The organism is Streptomyces sp. CNH189 (genome assembly GCF_000527195.1).
In genome coordinates, this window is sequence record NZ_AZUS01000006.1 from 117,151 (window position 1) to 136,344 (window position 19,194).

21 protein-coding genes are annotated in these 19,194 nt (G+C 71.4%); 8 read left to right on the forward strand and 13 right to left on the reverse strand.

Annotated features, from left to right (window positions below):
• Window positions 1-99: 99 nt before the first annotated feature.
• Window positions 100-1,068: a diacylglycerol kinase family protein gene (locus tag B100_RS0110670; RefSeq protein WP_024884423.1), complete on the reverse strand. Its 969-nt coding sequence runs from the start codon at window positions 1,066-1,068 to the stop codon at window positions 100-102.
• Between the two features lie 116 nt (window positions 1,069-1,184).
• Here B100_RS0110670 and B100_RS0110675 point away from each other — a divergent pair, with 116 nt between their 5' ends.
• Window positions 1,185-1,637: a hypothetical protein gene (locus B100_RS0110675; RefSeq protein WP_024884424.1), complete on the forward strand. Its 453-nt coding sequence runs from the start codon at window positions 1,185-1,187 to the stop codon at window positions 1,635-1,637.
• Window positions 1,638-1,688: 51 nt separating this feature from the next.
• Here the strand turns inward: B100_RS0110675 and B100_RS0110680 are convergent, their stop codons facing one another.
• From B100_RS0110680 to B100_RS0110690, 3 genes are all read right to left on the reverse strand, one after another.
• On the reverse strand, window positions 1,689-2,804 hold the full coding sequence (locus B100_RS0110680) for a SigB/SigF/SigG family RNA polymerase sigma factor (RefSeq protein WP_078540827.1): 1,116 nt from the start codon (window positions 2,802-2,804) through the stop codon (window positions 1,689-1,691).
• A 17-nt stretch (window positions 2,805-2,821) separates the two neighbouring features.
• Window positions 2,822-3,235: an ATP-binding protein gene (locus tag B100_RS0110685; RefSeq protein WP_004925829.1), complete on the reverse strand. Its 414-nt coding sequence runs from the start codon at window positions 3,233-3,235 to the stop codon at window positions 2,822-2,824.
• Window positions 3,236-3,493: 258 nt separating this feature from the next.
• Window positions 3,494-3,754: a UBP-type zinc finger domain-containing protein gene (locus B100_RS0110690; protein WP_024884426.1), complete on the reverse strand. Its 261-nt coding sequence runs from the start codon at window positions 3,752-3,754 to the stop codon at window positions 3,494-3,496.
• Between the two features lie 60 nt (window positions 3,755-3,814).
• On the opposite strand from B100_RS0110690, the gene B100_RS0110695 reads away from it, so the two are divergent.
• Window positions 3,815-5,407: a Na+/H+ antiporter gene (locus tag B100_RS0110695; protein WP_024884427.1), complete on the forward strand. Its 1,593-nt coding sequence runs from the start codon at window positions 3,815-3,817 to the stop codon at window positions 5,405-5,407.
• 25 nt (window positions 5,408-5,432) lie between these two features.
• Here the strand turns inward: B100_RS0110695 and B100_RS0110700 are convergent, their stop codons facing one another.
• The gene (locus B100_RS0110700; RefSeq protein ID WP_106966983.1) at window positions 5,433-6,374 is read right to left on the reverse strand and encodes a pyridoxal-phosphate dependent enzyme; all 942 of its coding nucleotides are present in this window, start codon (window positions 6,372-6,374) and stop codon (window positions 5,433-5,435) included.
• A 162-nt stretch (window positions 6,375-6,536) separates the two neighbouring features.
• Window positions 6,537-7,118, reverse strand: a complete 582-nt coding sequence (locus B100_RS0110705; protein ID WP_037722581.1) for a peptidoglycan recognition protein family protein — start codon at window positions 7,116-7,118, stop codon at window positions 6,537-6,539.
• A gap of 302 nt (window positions 7,119-7,420) precedes the next feature.
• Here B100_RS0110705 and B100_RS0110710 point away from each other — a divergent pair, with 302 nt between their 5' ends.
• The 3 genes from B100_RS0110710 to B100_RS0110720 all read left to right on the forward strand — a co-directional run bounded on the left by B100_RS0110710 (window position 7,421) and on the right by B100_RS0110720 (window position 10,898).
• Window positions 7,421-8,824: a family 2B encapsulin nanocompartment shell protein gene (locus B100_RS0110710; protein WP_024884430.1), complete on the forward strand. Its 1,404-nt coding sequence runs from the start codon at window positions 7,421-7,423 to the stop codon at window positions 8,822-8,824.
• Window positions 8,825-8,957: 133 nt separating this feature from the next.
• A complete protein-coding gene (locus B100_RS0110715) occupies window positions 8,958-10,079 on the forward strand; it encodes a family 2 encapsulin nanocompartment cargo protein polyprenyl transferase (RefSeq protein ID WP_024884431.1) in 1,122 nt (373 codons plus the stop codon).
• A 195-nt stretch (window positions 10,080-10,274) separates the two neighbouring features.
• Entirely contained in the window at window positions 10,275-10,898 is a 624-nt protein-coding gene (locus tag B100_RS0110720; RefSeq protein ID WP_024884432.1) for a GNAT family N-acetyltransferase, read from the forward strand.
• A 157-nt stretch (window positions 10,899-11,055) separates the two neighbouring features.
• On the opposite strand, the gene B100_RS0110725 is transcribed toward B100_RS0110720, so the two are convergent.
• The 3 genes from B100_RS0110725 to sodN form a co-directional block, all read right to left on the reverse strand.
• On the reverse strand, window positions 11,056-11,484 hold the full coding sequence (locus B100_RS0110725) for a VOC family protein (RefSeq protein WP_024884433.1): 429 nt from the start codon (window positions 11,482-11,484) through the stop codon (window positions 11,056-11,058).
• 19 nt (window positions 11,485-11,503) lie between these two features.
• A complete protein-coding gene (locus B100_RS0110730) occupies window positions 11,504-11,926 on the reverse strand; it encodes a helix-turn-helix domain-containing protein (protein ID WP_024884434.1) in 423 nt (140 codons plus the stop codon).
• 164 nt (window positions 11,927-12,090) lie between these two features.
• A complete protein-coding gene (gene sodN, locus B100_RS0110735; RefSeq protein ID WP_006136256.1) occupies window positions 12,091-12,486 on the reverse strand; it encodes a superoxide dismutase, Ni in 396 nt (131 codons plus the stop codon).
• 145 nt (window positions 12,487-12,631) lie between these two features.
• On the opposite strand from sodN, the gene sodX reads away from it, so the two are divergent.
• Complete coding sequence (gene sodX, locus B100_RS36945) at window positions 12,632-13,066, forward strand: nickel-type superoxide dismutase maturation protease (RefSeq protein WP_024884435.1); 435 nt, start codon at window positions 12,632-12,634, stop codon at window positions 13,064-13,066.
• Here the strand turns inward: sodX and B100_RS0110745 are convergent.
• Window positions 12,949-13,599 carry a CGNR zinc finger domain-containing protein gene (locus B100_RS0110745; RefSeq protein ID WP_024884436.1) on the reverse strand — a complete coding sequence of 217 codons (651 nt, stop codon included), beginning with the start codon at window positions 13,597-13,599 and terminating at the stop codon, window positions 12,949-12,951. The genes sodX and B100_RS0110745 overlap by 118 nt on opposite strands.
• Before the next feature lie 99 nt (window positions 13,600-13,698).
• Here B100_RS0110745 and B100_RS0110750 point away from each other — a divergent pair, with 99 nt between their 5' ends.
• Window positions 13,699-14,469, forward strand: a complete 771-nt coding sequence (locus B100_RS0110750) for a class I SAM-dependent methyltransferase (RefSeq protein WP_024884437.1) — start codon at window positions 13,699-13,701, stop codon at window positions 14,467-14,469.
• A 63-nt stretch (window positions 14,470-14,532) separates the two neighbouring features.
• On the opposite strand, the gene B100_RS0110755 is transcribed toward B100_RS0110750, so the two are convergent.
• The 3 genes from B100_RS0110755 to B100_RS0110765 are packed head-to-tail and all read right to left on the reverse strand — an operon-like array spanning window position 14,533 to window position 17,260.
• The gene (locus B100_RS0110755) at window positions 14,533-15,294 is read right to left on the reverse strand and encodes an amino acid ABC transporter ATP-binding protein (RefSeq protein WP_024884438.1); all 762 of its coding nucleotides are present in this window, start codon (window positions 15,292-15,294) and stop codon (window positions 14,533-14,535) included.
• Window positions 15,291-16,259 (reverse strand): amino acid ABC transporter permease, encoded by a 969-nt coding sequence (locus B100_RS0110760; protein WP_024884439.1) that lies wholly within the window; start codon window positions 16,257-16,259, stop codon window positions 15,291-15,293. The genes B100_RS0110755 and B100_RS0110760 overlap by 4 nt, the downstream gene beginning before the upstream one ends.
• A 32-nt stretch (window positions 16,260-16,291) precedes the next feature.
• The gene (locus B100_RS0110765) at window positions 16,292-17,260 is read right to left on the reverse strand and encodes an ABC transporter substrate-binding protein (protein WP_024884440.1); all 969 of its coding nucleotides are present in this window, start codon (window positions 17,258-17,260) and stop codon (window positions 16,292-16,294) included.
• Between the two features lie 579 nt (window positions 17,261-17,839).
• Here B100_RS0110765 and B100_RS0110770 point away from each other — a divergent pair.
• The gene (locus tag B100_RS0110770; protein WP_024884441.1) at window positions 17,840-19,078 is read left to right on the forward strand and encodes an NAD(P)-dependent malic enzyme; all 1,239 of its coding nucleotides are present in this window, start codon (window positions 17,840-17,842) and stop codon (window positions 19,076-19,078) included.
• Window positions 19,079-19,194 lie beyond the last annotated feature (116 nt).

Genomic DNA, 19,194 nt, shown 5'->3' on the forward strand with positions numbered 1-19,194 from the left:
TTTTTTTTGATTCTTCGGTGTCGACTAGGTCACAGCCGTACTTCCATGGGGTGGACCCTGGCCTAAACGTTCGACTGAAAGGACTTTGGCCCTTTCTGCTCACACAATCACACGCAGTGCACGGCGTACGCCTGTGAACGTCACGCTGGTTCGCAGCCCGAGGTGGTCACCGTCCATCTGAAGGGGCAGCGGCACCTTCGAATGCAAGGTGAAGCGTGTCAAGTCGTGGCGGGACACCGCGTGTCTGCCGCGAGGCCCGCGCTCCGGGGACGAAGTGAGCAACTGGGTGCCATACCGGGCAACCGCGGTGGCGGACATCCGGCTCAGACCGAAGAGATCGAGTCCCGTGTCGAACGACGCCTGGGGCGACGCGTAGATCGGGCGGTTGCCGAGGAACGTCCACGGTGAGGTGTTCGAGACTATGGACAGCACCAGGTCCTCGACCGGGTCCTCGCCCGGGTGCTCCAGCGTGATCACCCCGCGCCGGCGGTGCGGGTCGCCCAGCAGCTGACGCACCACCTGGCGCATGTACAGCGCGTGCGTCGACTTCCGGCCCCGCTCCCGCTGCTGCTCCACCCGGCCCACCACGCCCGCGTCGAAGCCCAGCCCCGCGTTGAAGGTGAACCAGCGGGCCGGCACCGCCTCGTCCTCCGTACCCGGCGTGCCCGAGGTCAGGCCCAGGCCCACGGTCCGCTCCCGGCCCTCGCGCAGGGCGTCCAGCAGCACGCCGGTCGCCTCCACGGGCTGGTTGGGCAGGCCCAGGGCGCGGGCGAAGACGTTGGTGGAGCCGCCGGGGACCACGGCGAGACCGGGCAGGTGCTCCGGATCGGGGCCCGCGTGCAGCAGGCCGTTGACGACCTCGTTCACCGTGCCGTCGCCGCCGAGCGCGACGACCAGGTCGACCTCGCCGCTCTCCGCCGCCTGCCGGCCCAGGTCGCGCGCGTGGCCGCGGTACTCGGTGGTCACCGCCTCCAGCTTCATCTCGCTGGCGAGCGCGTGGATCAGCACGTCGCGCGTGCGCGCACTGGTGGTGGTTGCCGCCGGGTTGACCACGAGAAGTGCACGCATGACGTGCAGGGTACCTACTGAGCGGTACCTGGCCCAGACCGAGGTCCATCCCGCGGACCGGGCGGGGCGTGAACCTCGACACGGGGCGGCTCCCCGGCGCGGGCTACCCTGCAGGGGTGAGCAGCGAGCAGACCTCCACCACCGCCCCCGACGACGCCGGCACCCGCCCGCGCCGTCTGACGTACGCGGCGGCCCTGGCCGCGCTGGAAGGCCTCGCGCTGGTGGCCGGCGGGGTGTGGATGCTGGTCCTCGGGCTCACGGGCGAGCCGGACGACCGGCAGCAGGCCGTCACCGGCGGGGTCACGCTGATCGTCCTGGCGCTGCTGCCGCTGCTGGCCGCTCGCGGCCTGTTGGCCCGGCGCGGCTGGAGCCGCGGGCCCGCCGTCGTCACGCAGGTCATGGCGCTGCCGGTGGCCTACAACATGCTGCGGTCCGACGGGGTGGCGATCCCCGCCGGGATCGTGCTCGCCGTGGTGGCGGTGACCGCGCTGGTGCTGCTGATCAACGCCGAGACGACCAGGGCCCTCGGCATCCGCGGACCCGGGAACGCCGACGACGCCGTGAAGTGACGCGCCCGCGCGCGCTCGTCGCGGGCGGTCTCCCGCCGGGCGGTCGGGCGCTCACTCCTCCACGAGCAGCTTCTCCCGCAGCTGGGCCAGGGTGCGGGCCAGCAGCCGGGAGACGTGCATCTGGGAGATGCCGACCTCCTGCGCGATCTGCGACTGGGTCATGTTGCCGAAGAAGCGCAGCAGCAGGATCCGCTTCTCGCGCGGCGGGAGGTCCTCCAGCAGCGGCTTGAGCGACTCCCGGTACTCCACGCCCTCCAGCGCCTCGTCCTCGGCGCCGAGGGTGTCGGCGACCGCCGGGGACTCGTCGTCGGTGTCGGGGACGTCCAGGGACAGCGTGGAGTAGGCGTTCGCCGACTCCAGGCCCTCCAGGACCTCCTCCTCGGAGATGGCCAGCTTCTCGGCCAGCTCGTGCACGGTGGGGGAGCGGCCGTGCAGCTGGGACAGCTCGGCCGTGGCCGTGGTGAGCGCCAGCCGCAGCTCCTGCAGCCGGCGCGGCACACGCACCGCCCAGCCCTTGTCGCGGAAGTGCCGCTTGATCTCACCGACGACCGTCGGGGTCGCGTAGGTGGAGAACTCCACGCCACGGTCCGGGTCGAAACGGTCGACGGACTTGATCAGTCCGATCGTGGCGACCTGCGTGAGATCGTCAAGCGGCTCGCCGCGGTTGCGGAACCGGCGCGCCAGGTGTTCGACGAGCGGCAGGTGCATGCGCACCAGCCGGTTGCGCAGCTCCGCGTACTCCGGACTGCCGTCCTGCAGTGCGCGCAGTTCGAGGAAGAGGGCGCGCGCCCCGCTGCGGTCGTGCGGGGCGTGGTGCGCGTGCGTGCCCGGCACACCCGGTGTGCTCCGCGCGCCGGTGGCCGGCGGCGCCGCCCGGTCCTCGGCCTGTCGCTCGTGCTCGCTCATCGTCCCGCCCGTCGCCCTTCCCCGAGCGCTCGCCTCGTCCCCCGCCACCGGCTCGGCCCGGGCGGGGGCGTCCCCGCCGGGTGCGGCCGGTCCGGCCGCGGACGTGCCCCGCGCGGCGCCGTCGCCCTGCCCGCCGCCCGGCGGGACGCCCTCCGCGGGGTCGTCCTCCGGATGCGGCCGGGCCTGCTCGGGGATGCCGTCGATGCCGTCCGGCACGCGCTCGGCCGGCAGCTCCCGTGTGCCGCGTTCTTCGTCCCGCACCGGCCCGTCCTCGCTCCTCACGCCGGCCCGGGTCCCGCGCCGCGCTGTTTGTAGAGGCTGATCGACACGGTCTTGTCCTCGTCGACGGCGGAGGAGACCTTCCCCGCGAGCGCGGACAGCACGGTCCAGGCGAAGGTGTCCCGGGACGGGGCATGGCCGTCCGTGGTGGGCGCCGAGACGGTGACCTCGAGCGAGTCGTCGACGAGCCGGAAGACGCAACTGAGCACCGAGCCCGGCACGGCCTGCTGGAGCAGGATCGCGCAGGCCTCGTCGACCGCGATGCGCAGGTCCTCGATCTCGTCGAGGGTGAAGTCCAAACGGGCCGCGAGACCGGCCGTGGCCGTACGCAGCACCGACAGGTAGGCCCCCGCGGCCGGCAGCCGGACTTCCACGAAGTCCTGGGTCGCGGGCTCGCCTGCGATCTGGGACACCCTCACCTCCAAGGTGGTACAAGCGTTTCAGGGCCTGGTTTCGCCCCCGGGCAACGCGCTACGTGGTTCAGCGGTGACGCTATCGCGCTCCCGGCAATCCTGTCGCCGGGACCCCGACCCCGTTGCTGTCACTCATAGTAAAACTGCGAACACGCTCCGTGGCTAGGGGTCTGCGGCCGCCAAATGGGAAGTGCGCGCGCCGCATTGACGTACCCAGGCGTAGGACCGTCGAACCGTCCGGCACCGGGGCCCGCCGCGTCACGCCAGTACGTGGTCGACGAAGCACCAGCGCCACTCCTCGCCGGGTTCATGCGTCCGCATCACGGGGTGGCCGGTTTCCTTGTGGTGCTGCGTCGCGTGCCGGTTCGGCGACGAGTCGCAGCAACCGACGTGGCCACAGGTCAGGCAGACACGCAGCTGCACCGGGTCCGTGCCGTCCCGCAGGCATTCCGGACACGTCGTGCCGAGCGGGGCCGGCTCCGGGTGCGGCAACGCGTCGAGGTGCGTGCACTGTTTCATGATTGCCAGATTACGACGGGCGCGCGGACGACCGCGCGGAAAAACGAGGGTGGGCCCGACATGGACGTGATGCCCCTGCTGCTGCTCGTGGCGGGCAGCGCCGCGATCGCCGCCGTCGGCCGGCGGACACCCGTACCGCCGCCGCTGCTGCTGGTGGCGGCCGGCCTGGTGGTCAGCTATGTCCCCGGCGTGCCCGATTACGCGCTGGACCCGCACATCGTGCTGCCGCTGATCCTTCCGCCGCTTCTCTACACGGCGGCCGTGGAGAGTTCCTACCTCGACCTGAGGGCGCAGCTGCGGCCGGTTGCCCTGCTGTCCGTCGGGTACGTGCTGTTCGCGACCCTCGCCGTGGGGTGGTTCGTGCACGTGCTGGTTCCGGCGCTGCCGCTGACCGCGGCGCTGGTGTTCGGGGCCGTGGTGGCCCCGCCGGACGCCGTCGCGGCGACGGCGGTGGCGCGCAGGGTCGGCCTGCCCTCGCGGATCACCACGATCCTGCAGGGCGAGTCCCTGTTCAACGACGCCACCGCCATCACCGCGTTCCGGGTGGCCGTCGCCGCGTCCGTCGGCGAGGGCGTGAGCTGGGCCGGGGGAGTCGGCGAGTTCCTGCTGGCGGCGATCGGCGGCACGGTGGTCGGCCTGGTGCTGATGGTGCCGCTGCACTGGCTGCGCACCCACCTCAGGGAGTCGCTGCTGCAGAACACCCTCTCACTGCTGATCCCGTTCGTCGCGTACGCCGTCGCGGAGCAGGTGGAGGCCTCCGGAGTCATCGCCGTCGTCGTGGTCGCCCTGTACCTGGGTCACCGCGCGTGGGAGGTCGACTTCGCCACCCGGCTCCAGGAGGAGGCGGTGTGGAAGATGGTGGCGTTCGTCCTGGAGTCCGCCGTCTTCGCCCTGATCGGACTGCAGCTGCCGGTCGTCATGCGCGGGCTCGGCGAGCACGAGGGCATCGCCTCCGCCTGGTACGCCGTCGTCGTCTTCGTGGTGGTCGTCGTCGTGCGGTTCATGTGGGTGTACCCCGCGATCTGGCTGCCGTGGCTGCTCTCGGCACGGGTCCGGGCGCGGGAGCGGCGGCCCGGCTGGAAGGGCCCGTTCGTGATCTCGTGGGCCGGCATGCGCGGGGTGGTCTCGCTGGCGATCGCCTTCTCGATCCCGGTCACCGCCGAGGGCGAGGACTTCCCGCACCGCTATCTGCTGCTGTTCCTGACCTTCACCACCGTCATCGGCACCCTCGTCGTGCAGGGGCTGACCCTGCCCCCGTTGATCCGGTTTCTGAAGCTCCCGGGACGCGATCAGCAGGCCGACACCCTGGCCGAGGCCAACGCGCAGGCGCAGGCGTCCCGGGTGGCCGAGGAACGCCTCGACGAGCTGCTCGCCGACGAGCGCAACGCCCTGCCGGAGCCGCTGGCCGACCGGCTGCGCGGCGTGATGGAGCGCCGCCGCAACGCCGTCTGGGAGCGGCTCGGGCAGGTCAACCCCGTTACGGGCGAGTCGGTGGACGACACCTACCGGCGGCTGTCCCGGGAGATGATCAGCGCCGAGCGGGACGTGTTCGTCAAACTGCGCGACGGTCGCTACATCGACGACGAGATGCTGCGGACGCTGCTGCGCCGGCTGGACCTGGAGGAGGCCGCCGCCTTCCGGGAGACGGAGTAGGCGCGCCGCCCGTCCCGGGAGAGCGTCAAGGGCGCCGCCCGGTGGGAAACGGCCGGCCGGTGATCACCGCGGCGACCGTGCTGCCACGCGGGAAGGCGCCCTCTCCCGCGAGGGTGACAAGGGCATGAAGCAACTTGGCGACATAGAGACGTTCCACGGGGACGCCGTGACGCTGTTCGAAGTCGGCGGCGAACGCCTCCAAGGGAGCCGGGACGCGCGCGAAGCCGCCCGCGTGGAAGCGCTCGTCCAGGCTCCAGTCCCCGCGCGGGCCACCGAACGCCTCGGTCTGCAGCGCCCGTATGTCCTCGGTGAGGAAGCCGCCCCGGAGCACCGGTATGCCCAGCGTGCGCCCGGCCCCGGTGAACCCGGCGGCCAGCCCCGCGAGCGTGCCGCCGGTGCCGCAGGCCACCGCGGCCACGTCCGCCTTACCCGCCAGCTCCCGGCCGAGGTCCCGGCACCCGCGCACGGCCGCCGCGTTGCTGCCGCCCTCGGGCACCACGTACGCGTCCCCGGCGTCCGCCGCGCGCAGGACGTCCGTGAGGGTGTCAGGGTCGGTCCTGCGGCGGTACACCGACCGCGGGACGAAGTGCAGCCGCATGCCGTCGGCCGCGCACCGGGCCAGCGACGGATTGAGCGGCCGGCCGGCGAGCTCCTCGCCGCGCACCACTCCGACCGTGCGCAGGCCGAGCAGCCGGCCGGCGGCGGCCGTGGCCCGCAGGTGGTTGGAGTACGCGCCGCCGAACGTGAGCACCGTGCGCCCGTCCGCTGCCGCAAGGTTCGGCGCGAGCTTGCGCCACTTGTTGCCGACCAGCTCGGGGTGGATGAGATCGTCCCGCTTCAGCAGCAGCCGGACGCCGTGCTGCTCGAACCGCCCGTCGACGACCTCCCGCAACGGCGAGGGCAGCCGCGGGCGCAGGCCGGTCAGAACGTCGTGGCGGGGAGCGTCGGAGCTGGTCACGGGGGCCATTGTCGCTCGGCGCGGCGCACGGCCGCTGCCGGGCGGCCGCGGGCGGGCGGCTCCGGTCGTCCGGTGGCCGCCGTGGCGCGGGGCGGCGCCGGTGTTCCGCGTGGGGGGTGTCCGGAGGGGCGGAACACCGGCGGCGGGGATCCGCGTCGCCGGGCGGACGTGTCACTTCAGGCGGTCGCGGATCCGGTTGCGCATCGCGTTCATGGTGAACCCGCGCGGGTCCACCTTGCCCGGCTGCCACTCGAGGTGGCCGATGACCGACCTCTCGTTCCAGCCGTGAAACCGGCAGACCGCGGCCGCGGCCCGCTCGATGGCCTCCAGCTGAGCCGCCGGCCACGGGTCCTTGCCGTCGCCGAGGTTCTCGCACTCGAAGCCGTAGAAGTGCCGGTTGCCGTCGGTGTTGGCCTCGTTGTCGGACGGGAACGTCTTCTTCTCGGCGATCACTGCCCGCAGTACGTCGTCGTCGCCGAGCCCCGCGTGGTTGGCTCTGCCGTAGCCGACGAGGTGGACCCGGCCGTCCTTGGTGATGACGCCGTGGCACAGCGGTCCGGGCAGGCCGGAATAGCCCTTGCGGCAGATGTCCACCGTCGCGGCGCTGCCCTTGGTCACGGTGTGATGGATCATCACGCCGTGCACCGGGCCCCACGGGCCCTTGTGGTTGCGGTTGTGGTCACGCCAGTCGCCGACCTCGACGACCGTGAGGCCCTCCGCCTTGAGAGCGCGCAGGAACGCGCTCGCGGACATGGGTGGGGCCATGACCGCCCTCCTTCGTGCCGGCGACGGCCGCCGTGCGCGGCCGTCTGGTACAGGGCCTATAGCCGAAAGTCGGGAGTTCAAGTACTCGTTCGGCTGCTGTGCGAGTCGATCCGGACAATTTCCCTCCGTTCGACGGCCGTTGGGCGGCGCCTGAGTGTGCCCACCCCTCTCAAGATCCAACCCCGCTCGTTCGTGTAATGGCGCGGGCACGGTGGGTGAGGAACCCTTGATCACGCAGTGCGAACGCCCGGCGCGGCCGGGCGGAGATCTATTGGGGAGGGCAATTTCCTATGTCGGTAGGCGAAGAGGTCCGCGCGGAGCAGGCCAGGCAGCAGCAGAGCCTCGGTACGGCGGCGGCGCGGAACCTGGCCACCACGACCAAGTCCGTGCCTCAGATGCAGGAGATCAGCTCCCGCTGGCTGCTGCGGATGCTGCCCTGGGTCGACGTGCAGGGCGGTACGTACCGGGTCAACAGGCGCCTGACCTACGCCGTGGGCGACGGCCGGCTGACGTTCGTGAAGACGGGCGACCGGGTGGAGATCATCCCCGCGGAGCTGGGGGAGCTTCCGGTCCTGCGGTCCTACGAGGACGAGGAGGTGCTGTCCGAGCTGGCGTCCCGCTGCCGGCAGCGGGAGATCGAGGCCGGTCAGGTGATCGCCTCCTTCGGCAGCCCGGCCGACGAGGTGTACCTGCTGGCGCACGGCCGGGTTGAGCGCGTCGGCACCGGCCCCTACGGCGACGACGAGTCCCTCGGGGTACTGGCCGACGGTGCCTACTTCGGTGAGCAGGCGCTCCAGGGCGAGGACGCCATCTGGGAGTACACGGCCCGCACCCTCACCGCCTGCACCGTACTGGTGCTGCCGCGCGACGCCGTCGAACAGGTCGCCGAGCGCTCGGAGTCGCTGCGCGAGCACCTGCGCCGGAGCCTCGTCCCGGACGAGCGCACCAACAAGTACGGCGAGAAGGAGATCGACCTCGCGGCCGGCCACAGCGGTGAGCCGGACATCCCGCACACGTTCGTCGACTACGAGGCGCGGCCCCGCGAGTACGAACTGAGCGTCGCCCAGACCGTGCTGCGCATCCACACCCGCGTGGCCGACCTCTACAACCAGCCCATGAACCAGACGGAACAGCAGATCCGGCTGACCGTGGAGGCCCTGAAGGAGCGCCAGGAGCACGAGCTCGTCAACAACCGCGACTTCGGCCTGCTGCACAACTGCGAGTACGACCAGCGGATCCAGCCGCACGACGGGGTGCCCGGCCCCGACGACATGGACGAACTGCTCAGCAGGCGCCGGGGCACCAGGCTGCTGCTCGCCCACCCGCGCGCGATCGCCGCGTTCGGCCGCGAGCTCAACAAGCGGGGACTCGTCCCGGAGACGGTCGACGTGGGCGGCAACCGCATCCCGACCTGGCGGGGCGTGCCGATCTACCCGTGCAACAAGATCCCGGTGACCGAGGCCCGTACGACCTCGATCATCGCGCTGCGTACCGGGGAGGAGGACCAGGGCGTCATCGGTCTGCGGGCGGCCGGCATCCCCGACGAGATCGAGCCGAGTCTGTCCGTGCGGTTCATGGGCCTCAACGAACAGGCCATCATCAAGTACCTGGTCACGGCCTACTACTCGGCAGCCGTCCTGGTACCGGACGCGCTCGGCGTCCTGGAGAACGTCGAGATCGGCCGGTGGCGGTGACCGACCGCCGGCTCCCGTCGCCCGCGTCGTGTCCCCGCCCGTCCGGGCGGGTACATCACGGAGGAACGTGCTCGACAGGGGCAAAAGCGCCACCTCTCCGCTCCTCCACCGAGTCGCTCCCAGGGGGAAGCCGATGACGGAGTCCATGATCCAGCCGAAGGCGGGCCGGCCGGAGCAGCGCACGGCCCGTACCGCGCCGGAGAGCACCACCGCGCCGGAGCCCCACCCCGCGGACGGACATGAGGCGACGACCCTGCTGGAGCGGACGAGGGCCGCGGTCGATCCGGTGCTGCGGACCGCCCTCGGCTCGCTGCCCGCCCCGCTGCGCCGGGTCGCGCTCTACCACTTCGGCTGGCAGAACGCGGACGGTACCCCGGCCGACGGGGGCGCGGGGAAGGCGATCAGGCCCGCCCTGGTGCTCGCCGCGGCCTCCGCGCTGGGCGGCCCCGCCGCCCGGACGGCGACCTTGCGGGCGGCGGCCGCGGTGGAACTGGTCCACAACTTCACGCTCGTCCACGACGACGTGATGGACCGGGACACCACCCGCCGCCACCGCCCCACGGTGTGGACGGTCTTCGGGGACGCCGACGCGATCCTCGTGGGGGACGCCCTCCAGGCGCTCGCCCTGCGGCTGCTCGCCGAGGACCCCCATCCGGCGGCCCCGGCCGCGGCGGCCCGGCTCGCCCAGTGTGTGGTCGAGCTGTGCGCGGGGCAGCACGCGGACACGGCCATGGAGCGGCGCGCCCCCGACGAGGTCACCCTCGCCGAGACGCTCGCCATGGCCGAGGCGAAGACCGGGGCCCTGCTCGGCTGCGCCTGCGCCGTCGGCGCGCTGTACGCGGACGCGGGTGACGCGGAGGTGTCGGCCATGGACGCGTTCGGCCGGGAGGCCGGACTGGCGTTCCAGCTGATCGACGACGTGATCGGCATATGGGGTGACCCGCGCCGCACCGGCAAGCCGGCCGGGGCGGACCTCGCCGCCCGCAAGAAGTCGCTGCCGGTCGTCGCCGCCCTGACCTCCGGCACCCCGGAGGCCGCGGAGCTCGCCATCGCGTACGCCGCTGCGCACCGGGAGGAGGACGTCGAACACCTCACCCGGCTGGTGGAGTCGGCCGGCGGCCGGGACTGGGCGCAGACCCAGGCGGCCGACCGGATGGCCCGCGCGATGCAGGAGGTGGCCCGTGCGGTGCCGGACCCGGAGGCGGCGGACGGGCTGCTGGCCCTGGCCGAGTTCGTGACCCGGCGCAGCACCTGACGGGGCGGCCCCGGCCGTCACCCCGACCCCGGAGCCACGCACCGCCGTGCGGCCCTGACCCTCACGGCGGCGTGGTCCCGGCCTGGCGGGTCCCGCACTTCCCCACGGTGTGCGGGGCCCGCCTCCCTTCCACCACCCGCCCCGGATAGTCTCAACGCCCGCACGGACAGCGATGGTTGGGATGAAGGGACGGACATGGGCGTGGCGATCCGGACGGCCGGCGGCGACGACCGGGAGCGGGTGGTCCGGCTGCTGGACGAGGCGTTCCAGGACGATCCGGTCAGCAGCTGGGTGTTTCCCGGCGAGGAGTACCGCCGTACGACGCACCACCGGCTGATGGCCGCCTTCACCGACGTCACGCTCGCCGAGGGACGCGTCGACCTCGCGGAGGACGGCTCGGCGTGCGCCCTGTGGATGTCCGTGCCGGCGGACGACCCCGGCCACGGTGACGAGGGGCCCGACGGCGGCGAGTTCGCGGAGCTGCGCCGGGCCGTCGACCCGGACAACGAGCGGGTGGAGCTGATCGGCCGGCTCACCGCTGGCATCCACCCCCAGGGGCGGGCCCACGAGTACCTGTGGATGATCGGCGTGGATCCCGGCCGGCAGGGCGAGGGACTGGGCACCGCGCTCATCGGCACCGTCCTCGACCGCTGCGACCGCGAGGGGCGTCCCGCGTACCTGGAGGCGAGCAGCGAGCGCAGCGCGCGGCTCTACCGGCGCCTCGGCTTCGCACCGTGCGGCGAGCCCCTGAGGCTCCCGGACGGCCCGCTCATGTACCCGCTGTGGCGTGAACCCCGGTCCTCCGGACCCCAGGACTGACTCTCCGTCCGGCGCCCCTCCCGCCGCGGTGGGCCCCTCACCGCGGCGCTCGCCTGCCTGACCGGCCGGGGCACCCGCGCGACGGTGGGCCTCGCGCTGCTCGTGGCGGGACACGAGCAGCCCGCAAGCCCGGGAGCCGTCCGCGCACGGCGGGCGTTCAGTCCGCCGGGCGTTCCAGGAAGCGCACCATGTTCCCCGCCGGGTCGCGGAACGCGCAGTCCCGCACCCCGTACGGCTGGTCCACCGGCTCCTGCAGCACATCGGCGCCGGACGCCTGTACGCGCTCGAAGAGGGCGTCGCAGTCGGTGGTGGTGAAGTTGACCCCACGCAGCATGCCCTTGGCCAGCAGCTCGGCCATCGCCTGCTTGTCGGCGGGAGAGGAGTCGGGGTTCGCGGCGGGCGGCTCCAGGACGATCTCCACGTCCGGCTGCTCCGGCGAGGCGACCGTCACCCAGCGCATCCCCTCGAATCCCACGTCGTTGCGCACCTCGAGCCCGAGGACGTCGCAGTAGAAGGCCAGCGCCTTGTCGTGGTCGTCGACCGCGACGAAGCACTGCGCGAGCCTCACGTCCGTTGCCATGTCCATACCGTCCATGCCGTCCACGCTAGAAGGTTCCGCTCGGATCGGCCCGCCTGCGGACCCGGAGGGGCCGGGTGTACATGCGCGCCACACACGGCGGGATGACCGCGCTCTCCTCGTGCGAGCGCGCCCGGTAGGCACTCGGCGTCTCCCCGACCAGCTCGGTGAACCGGGAGCTGAACGACCCGAGGGAGGTGCACCCGACCGCCATGCACACCTCCGTCACCGTGAGGTCGCCCTGCCGCAGCAGCGCCTTGGCACGCTCGATCCGCCGGGTCATGAGGTAGGCGTACGGCGTCTGCCCGTACGCCGCGCGGAAGCTGCGCTGGAAGTGGCCGGGGGACATCAGGGCCGTCCGCGCCAGTTCCGCGACGTCGAGCGGCTCGGCGTACTCCCGGTCCATCCGGTCCCGGGCCCGCCGCAGCCGGACCAGGTCCTCGAGCTCCATCCGCCCAGCATCCCACGCCCTCCCCGGGCGTTCCCGGGAAACGTCCGTACCCCGCCCGGGAAGCCCGAAGGGGACCCGCCGCACGCTGCGGCGGGCCCCCTTCGGAAGAGCCCACGACCTGCGATGGTGCACCGACCGCCGGCCGTAAGGATCAGTCGGGCCGGTCAGGCCTTCTTGGTCTCCCAGAAGATCTTGTCGATCTGGGCGATGTAGTCCAGCGCCTTCTGGCCGGTGGCCGGGTCCGTCGACGCCTTGGCGGCCGAGAGGGCCTTCAGGGTGTCGTTGACCAGCTGGTGCAGCTCCGGGTACTTCTCGAAGTGCGGCGGCTTGAAGTAGTCGCTCCACAGCACGGAGACGTGGTGCTTCGCCAGCTCGGCGCGCTGCTCCTTGATGACCGTGGCGCGGGCCTGGAAGTGCGGGTCGTCGTTGCCGGCCATCTTTTCCTGGACGGCCTTGACCGACTCCGCCTCGATGCGGGCCTGGGCGGGGTCGTACACACCGCAGGGCAGGTCGCAGTGCGCGCTGACCTTGACCCTGGGGGCAAACAGGCGGGAAAGCATGAAGCGTTCCTTCCTCGTGATCGTCTTCTCACAGGGGACATTACTCCGTGACGGACGGCTTTTCGCGAGTGCCCCCGGGGGCTTAGGACAAAAGTCCGGGGTCAGACTGAGACTGGTGGAGGAAGAACCGGGGAGGTGCCGGGAGATGCCGGAGCTGTCGCAGGACGCCGAGCGGGTGAGGGCGCCGCTGCCCTTCGGGGTGGCCGAGGTGACCGGTCCGTCGATGGTGCCCACGCTGCACCACGGGGACCGGCTCCTGGTGCACTACGGGGCGCGGGTGAAACGCGGCGACGTGGTCGTGCTGCGCCACCCGTTCCAGCAGGACCTGCTCGTCGTCAAGCGGGCGGCCGAGCGGCGCGACGGCGGCTGGTGGGTGCTCGGGGACAACGCGTACGCGGGCGGCGACAGCACCGACTACGGCGTCGTCCCCGACGAGCTGGTGCTGGGCCGGGTCCGCTTCCGCTACCGCCCGCGCGGCTCCGGCCGGCGCTCGCCGCTGGCCGCGGTGGTCTGGGCGCTCACCTCGGCGCGGCCGGTGCTCTCCGGACGCTCCGCCTCCAGGCGCTTGCGGGCCCGGTAGGCGGCCACGTTCGCACGGGTGGCGCAGCGGTCCGAGCAGTAGCGCCGGGAGCGGTTGGTCGAGGTGTCCAGGTAGGCGTTGCGGCAGGGCGCGGCCTCGCACAGGCCCAGGCGGTCCACGCCGTACTCGGTGAGGTGGAAGGCCAGGCCCATCGCGGCGGTCGCGGCGTAGCCGGCGGTCGCGTTGGACGGATGGTCGGCCAGGTGCATGTGCCACAGCGGGCGGCCGTCGTCGTCGCGGAAGTCGTGGCCGGAGATCTGCGGGCTCACCGGGAACTCCAGCAGCAGGGAGTTCAGCAGGTCCACCGCGAGGGTCTCGTCGCCGCCGTCGGCCGCCTCGAAGACCGAGCGGAGCCTGGCCCGGACCGAGCGGAACCGCGTCACGTCGGCGTCGGTGGCCCGCCGGGCGGCCGACTGGTTGCCGCCGAACAGCTCGCGGACGGCCTCGACCGAGGTCAGCGCGTCCGTGCCCCGGGCCGGTTCCTCGGTGTTCACAAGACGTACGGCGTAGTCCGAGTAATAGGCCAGTTCCACTTGTAGTCCTTACGCAGGGGCTCTATGGTCGTGCGTGCGGTCGGGTAACAGACGATCGTGCGTCCAGGGTATTACGTAGCGCTGCGAGGGAGGGGCTTGATGACGGACCCGCACACCACCACGGCCGGCACCGACTGGCAGGCCTGGCAGGAGAGCTGGGACCGGCAGCAGGAGGGGTACATGCCCGACCGGGAGGAACGCTTCCGGGTCATGCTCGACATGGTCGAGGCCCTCGTCGGCACCGCGCCGCGCGTCCTGGACCTGGCCTGCGGCACCGGCAGCATCACCGCCCGGCTGCTCGACCGGTTCCCGGACGCCACCAGCACCGGCGTCGACCTGGACCCGGCACTGCTCGCCATCGCCGAGGGCACGTTCGCCGGCGACGGCCGGGTCACCTTCGTCACCGCCGACCTGAAGGACCCCGGCTGGACGAAGCAGCTGCCGCACGGCTCCTACGACGCCGTACTGACCGCGACGGCCCTGCACTGGCTGCACCGGGAACCCCTCGCGGACCTCTACGGACACATCGCGGGCCTGGTCCGCGCCGGCGGTGTCTTCATGAACGCCGACCACATGATCGACGAGACCACGCCCCGGATCAACGCGGCCGAGCGCGCGCAGCGCCACGCCCGCATGGATCAGGCCAGGTCAGAGGGGGCCCTCGACTGGGCCGAGTGGTGGCAGCTCGCCGCGAAGGACCCCGTACTCGCCGGGCCGACGGCCCGCCGCTTCGAGATCTACGGGGAACACGCCGACGGCGACATGCCGTCCCCGGCGTGGCACGCGCGCGTGCTGCGCGAGGCGGGCTTCGCGGCGGCCCGCCCGGTGTGGTGCTCCCCGTCGGACACCCTGCTGCTGGCCCTGAAGTAGCACAGACGGAAGGGGCGGTACGGGAGTCCCGTACCGCCCCTTCGCCGTGCGTGGGTGCCGAGGTCAGAGCACCTTGGACAGGAACGACTGGGTGCGCTCGTGCTGCGGGTTGGTCAGCACGTCCCGGGGGTGGCCGGACTCGACCACCACACCGCCGTCCATGAACACCAGGCTGTCGCCCACCTCGCGGGCGAAGCCCATCTCGTGCGTGACGACGATCATCGTCATGCCCGACTCGGCCAGGTCGCGCATGACGTCGAGGACGTCACCGACCAGCTCCGGGTCGAGCGCCGAGGTCGGCTCGTCGAACAGCATCAGCTTGGGGTCCATGGCGAGCGCCCTCGCGATCGCCACGCGCTGCTGCTGGCCGCCGGAGAGCTGGGAGGGGTAGCTCCCGGCCTTGTCGGCCAGGCCCACCCGCTCCAGCAGTTCGAGCGCCCGCTGCCGTGCGCTCGCCCGGTTGACGCCCTTGACCTGGACCGGCGCCTCCATGACGTTCTCGACGGCCGTCATGTGCGGGAACAGGTTGAAGCGCTGGAAGACCATGCCGATGTCCCGGCGCTGCTGGGCGACCTCGCTGTCCTTCAGCTCGTAGAGCTTGTCACCCTTCTGGCGGTAACCCACCAGCTCGCCGTCGACGTACAGCCGGCCGGCGTTGATCTTCTCCAGGTGGTTGATGCACCGCAGGAAGGTCGACTTGCCCGAGCCGGAGGGGCCGATGAGGCAGAACACCTCGCCGGTCTTCACCTCCAGGTCGATGCCCTTGAGGACCTGCACCCCGCCGAAGGACTTGTGGACGCCCTCGGCCTTCACCATGGCCGTCATACCGTGCTGCTCCTCTCGCGGCTGAAGGCCATCAGGTTGACCTTGACTTTCTGCCACGGAGTCGCGGGCAGGTTCCGGGACGAGCCGCGCGCGAAGCGGCGCTCCAGGTAGTACTGGCCGACGCTGAACACGCTGGTGATGACCAGGTACCAGATGCACGCCACGAACAGCATCTCCATCACGGCGTACGACGTGGAGCCGATCGTCGAGGTGGCGCGCAGCAGTTCGTTGTAGGTCACCGCGTACACCAGCGACGAGGTCTTCAGCATGTTGATGAACTCGTTGCCGGTCGGCGGCACGATCACCCGCATCGCCTGCGGGATCACGATGCGCCGCAGCGTCTTGCCGTGGCTCATGCCCAGCGCGTGCGACGCCTCGGTCTGGCCTTCGTCGACGGACTGCAGACCGGCGCGGCAGATCTCCGCCATGTACGCCGCCTCGTTGAGGCCGAGGCCCAGCAGGGCCGCCATGAACGGCGTCATGACGTCGACCATCTCGTCCTTGTAGAAGGGGCCGAGGTTGAGCACCGGGAAGATCAGCGCCAGGTTGAACCACAGCAGGAGCTGCACGTACACCGGCGTGCCGCGGAAGAACCAGATGTAGACCCACGCCACCCAGCTGGTCACCGGGTTCTTCGACAGCCGCATCACGGCGAGGATCACACCGAGGACCACGCCCATGACCATCGCCAGGACGCTGATCAGCAGGGTGCGGCCGGCGCCGGCCAGGACGGTGCCGTCGAAGACGTAGTCGCCGACGGCCTGCCACTGGATCTTCTCAGCGGTGGCGAAGGCGTTGACGAGGAGGGCCACCAGGGCCAGCACCACCACGGCGCTGACCCACCGGCCGTAGTGGCGGACCGGGATGGCCTTGATCGCCGCGGGTGGCACGGGGGCCCCGTCGTCCTTGGAGACGGCGGCCGCCGGTCGGGCGTCGGCCGTCTCCTTGTCGAATTTGTCGCTCACTGTGACTGCCCTTCAGTACGTGCCCGAGCGCGTCACTTGCCGCCGTTGACCACGGCCTTGTCGACGGCGCCGGTCTCGGCGCCCCACTTCTCGAGGATCTTCGTGTAGGTGCCGTCCTCGATGATCGCGTTGACGGCGGCCTCCAGAGCCGCGGTGAGCTCCTTGTTGTCCTTGTTGACCGCGATGCCGAACGGACCGGCGTCCACCTGCTCGCCGACGATCTCGAACGCGTTGCCGTTGTCCGCCTTGCGGACCAGGTCGACCGCGACCGGGTAGTCGTTGACGCCCGCCACCGCGCCGCCCGACTTCACACGGGTCTGCGCCTCGGTGTCGTTCTCGAACGACTGGATCTTGACCGCCTTCTTGCCGGCGTCCGTGCACTTCTTGGACTGGTCCTGCAGCGCCTTCTCGTACGTGGTGCCGCGCTGCACGGCGGCCGGCTGCCCGCAGAGGTCCTCGATGGAGTTGATCCCCTTGGGGTTGCCCTTCTGGACGTACACGGCGGTGCCGGCGACGAAGTAGTCGACGAAGTCGACACCCGGGCCGAGCTTCTTGCCCTTGTCGTCCAGGCCCTCCTGACGCTGCTTGTTGTCCGTGATGGACGACATCGCGATGTCGTAGCGGCCCGAGTTCAGGGAGGTGATGAGACCGTCGAAGGAGCCCGAGGTGAACTCCACCTTGACGCCGAGCTTCTCACCCAGCGCGGCGGCGAGGTCGGGGTCGACGCCGACGATCTTGCCGCCCTCCTGGAACTCCATCGGAGCGTACTCGGCGTTGGTGCCGGCCTTCAGGACGCCCGCGTCCTGGATCTTCTTGGGCAGCTTGTCGAACAGCGGGGCCGAGCTGGTCTTGCCCGAGTCCTTGTCCTTGCCACTGCTGCCGCTGTCGTCGGTCTGGTCACCGCAGCCGGTGAGAAGCAGTGCGCCTGCGACCGCGATCGCGCCGACCGCTGCAATCCGTGAGCGCGCGGCGGTGGTACGACGGGTGGTGCTTGCGGTCATGGTGGGTTCCTCCGGCGGATGGGTGGAGTGCCGATGGGCCGGCGACTGCCTGTCGGCATCGCCTCGGGGTCGACGGGGGCACACACCTTCGAGTGCCGCGACCTCGTGTGATTACCGCATCTTGCCATTCGGATTGGACCGTTCAGGGGGCCTGTGATGTCAAAATCGGATAACGGAGGGTCCCCGAACCCGACCACTTGGGTACAACGTGACCGCAGACTCTTCGGGAATCCTTCATTCCGGCCGCAAGATCTTCTCCAATAGCCCGGTTACGCGAGCGACCCGCCGAGATGACGGGGTACTTGCGGGCTTGCTGGGACTTCGTCCAGGTCTTGTCCTGATATCGGACGATGCTTCATGGCGTCGGCATGTGACCTTCGCGTTATGGACTCGTCGCCGACCGCGTCCGTCCGGTAAGAAGGTTCTTTACACCCCTCATCCGGGGCTCAAGGGCGCGTGTGCGGCGCGCCCGTCGTGTTCGGCCCGTACGCATCATCCCTCCGGGCCTTGCGCGGTCCCGCCCACCCCTCACCAGGAGTGGCAACCCTCAAACAATGAACACTTAAGGGGTAAAACCAAGTGGCAGCGGAGATTGTGAATCCTCGCAGCGACAGCGAGAACCGGGACGCTTCCGAGCAGGGCGGAGGGGCGGCCGAGCCCCTGGAGTCCTTCGACCCGGCGTTCGCGCTGCACCGCGGAGGCAAGATGGCCGTGCAGGCCACCGTGCCCATCCGCGACAAGGACGATCTGTCCCTGGCGTACACGCCCGGCGTCGCGAAGGTGTGCAGCGCGATCGCCGAGCAGCCGGAACTCGTCCACGACTACACATGGAAGTCGTCGGTCGTCGCCGTCGTGACGGACGGTACGGCCGTGCTGGGGCTCGGCGACATCGGGCCCGAAGCCTCCCTCCCCGTGATGGAGGGCAAGGCCATCCTCTTCAAGCAGTTCGGTGGCGTCGACGCGGTCCCGATCGCGCTGGACTGCACCGACGTCGACGAGATCGTCGAGACCGTGGTCCGGCTCGCCCCGTCCTTCGGCGGGGTGAACCTCGAGGACATCTCGGCCCCCCGGTGCTTCGAGATCGAGCGGCGGCTCCAGGAGCGCCTGGACATCCCCGTCTTCCACGACGACCAGCACGGCACGGCCGTCGTGACGCTCGCGGCGCTGCGCAACGCGGCGCGGCTCAGCGGGCGCACCCTGGGCGAGCTGCGGGCGGTGATCTCCGGCGCGGGCGCGGCGGGTGTCGCCATCGCCAAGATGCTGGTCGAGGCCGGCATCGGCGACGTGGCGGTGGCCGACCGCAAGGGCGTCGTCTCGCGGGACCGCGAGGACCTCACGCCGATCAAGGCGGAGCTGGCGTCGTTCACCAACAAGGCCGGCATCTCCGGCCCGCTGGAGTCCGCGCTGGCGGGGGCCGACGTGTTCATCGGCGTCTCCGGCGGCACGGTGCCGGAGCCCGCGGTGGCGTCGATGGCGGAGGGCGCGTTCGTCTTCGCCATGGCCAACCCGAACCCGGAGGTGCACCCGGAGGTCGCGCACAAGTACGCGGCCGTCGTGGCCACCGGCCGGTCGGACTTCCCGAACCAGATCAACAACGTGCTGGCGTTCCCCGGCATCTTCGCGGGCGCGCTGCAGGTGCGGGCCTCGCGGATCACCGAGGGCATGAAGCTGGCCGCCGCCGAGGCGCTGGCCTCCGTCGTCGGTGACGACCTCGCCGCCGACTACGTCATCCCGTCCCCGTTCGACGAGCGGGTCGCCCCCGCGGTGACGGCCGCCGTGGCCGCCGCCGCCCGGGCGGAGGGCGTCGCCCGGCGCTGAGCGCACGTGAGAGGGGCCCCGCCACGCCTGTGGACGGGGCCCACGCGTTCTCCCGGGGCGTCAGGGCGCGCGACCCGGCCCGGGGAACGTCACCCGCCCCGGGGCAAGAGGGCGTG